Here is a 1,460-nt window from a genome sequence, read left to right on the forward strand (position 1 = left end):
CTTCAACACGGCCGCGCGGCGATCCTCGAGCTCGCGCAGGTAGGACAGCCGGGCCTCGAGCTCACGCAGCTGGATGTCGTCGAGGCCGCCGGTGGCCTCCTTGCGGTAGCGGGCAATGAAGGGCACGGTGGCACCGCCGTCGAGCAGCTCGACGGCAGCCTTCACCTGATGCTCGCCGACCTTGATCTCGGCCGCGAGCTGGCGAATGATTTTCTGCATGGATGAGGAGGAAAGTCCCAGGGAACACGGCGCCCGTGGCGCCTGGCGGATGAAGCGCGGAAGTTTGCCATAGGCCCCAGGGGGACAATGGCGCCGAATGCGTATCTTGAAGAAACTCCTGAGCCTGCTCGGCATGGCCCTGCTGGTGCCGGTGCTGCTGTTCGAGGAGTGGGGCTGGGAGCCGCTGGCCCGCGGCGCATCCCGGCTGGCGCGGCTGCGCGTCTGGGCTCGCATCGAGGCCGCGGTGCGCGCGCTGCCGCCCTGGGGCGCGGTGCTGGCCTTCTTTCTGCCGGCATTGATGCTGCTGCCGGTCAAACTTTTCGGACTCTTCCTGCTCGGCGAAGGCCACACGATGAGTGCCCTGCTGCTATTGTTCGCCGCCAAGCTGGTGGGCACCGCGGTCTTGGCACGGCTGTTCCAGCTGGTCGAGCCGGCGCTGATGCGCATCCCATGGTTCGCGCGTTTCTATCCGCGCTGGAAACGCTGGAAGGACGGGCTGCTGGCACGCGTTCGCGAGCGCCGCACTTGGCGCCTGGTGCGGGCCATGACGCGCCGCATCCGTCGCGGCTGGCGGCGCCTGCGGGCCGGCTGAGCTCTTTATTTTTACCCGGGTATATTGAGGAGCTATATTTACCCGGGTAATATCGGAAACATGAACTTGCCACAGGAAACCAGCGATTCAGTCGCCCTCAACCTGATCGTCTTTGCCGACCTGAAACGCATCGCCCAGGGCAGCCAGTCCGAAGTGCTGGCGCGCCTGCGCGAGCGCGACGACGACACGCCCTATCTCGTGTTCAATGAACAGACCGGCGAACTGCTCGACTTCGACGTCCATCAGAGGGCCGGCGCGGCGACAACGGAAGCCGGCGCCGACGCTTCCGCAGAGGCGCCACGCGGCGTGGGGCGTCCCAAGCTCGGCGTCGTGGCGCGCGAGGTCACCCTCCTTCCGCGCCACTGGGATTGGCTCAATCGCCAGCCCGGTGGCGCCTCGGTGGCCCTGCGGCGCCTGGTTCAGGAGGCCAGTCGCGTCAACGCCGACCGTGATGCCGTGCGTGCGGCGCGCGAAGCCGCCTATCGTTTCATGACCGTGATCGCCGGATCCTTGCCCGGATTCGAGGAAGCCGCGCGCGCGCTGTTCGCCGGCGAACGCGAGCGCTTCGGGCAACTCGTCGCGGCCTGGCCCGAGGACATCGGCGCCCATCTCCACAAGCTTGCGGCGTCGGCATGGAGCGCTCAATGAG

At 67.3% G+C, this 1,460-nt stretch carries 3 protein-coding genes; 2 read left to right on the forward strand and 1 reads right to left on the reverse strand.

Annotated elements, in window-relative coordinates; genetic code table 11:
• Positions 1–219: Tex-like N-terminal domain-containing protein (locus tag AC1DY5_RS55395; RefSeq protein ID WP_478122661.1), on the reverse strand; the 219-nt coding region annotated here is incomplete at its 3' end.
• A 97-nt stretch (positions 220–316) separates the two neighbouring features.
• On the opposite strand from AC1DY5_RS55395, the gene AC1DY5_RS55400 reads away from it, so the two are divergent.
• Both AC1DY5_RS55400 and AC1DY5_RS55405 read left to right on the forward strand, forming a co-directional pair.
• The gene (locus tag AC1DY5_RS55400; RefSeq protein ID WP_478122662.1) at positions 317–811 is read left to right on the forward strand and encodes a hypothetical protein; all 495 of its coding nucleotides are present in this window, start codon (positions 317–319) and stop codon (positions 809–811) included.
• A gap of 60 nt (positions 812–871) precedes the next feature.
• Positions 872–1,459: a DUF2239 family protein gene (locus AC1DY5_RS55405; RefSeq protein ID WP_478122663.1), complete on the forward strand. Its 588-nt coding sequence runs from the start codon at positions 872–874 to the stop codon at positions 1,457–1,459.
• The last annotated feature ends 1 nt before the right edge of the window (position 1,460 follow it).

This window comes from Variovorax sp. P4_D9, assembly GCF_056401695.1.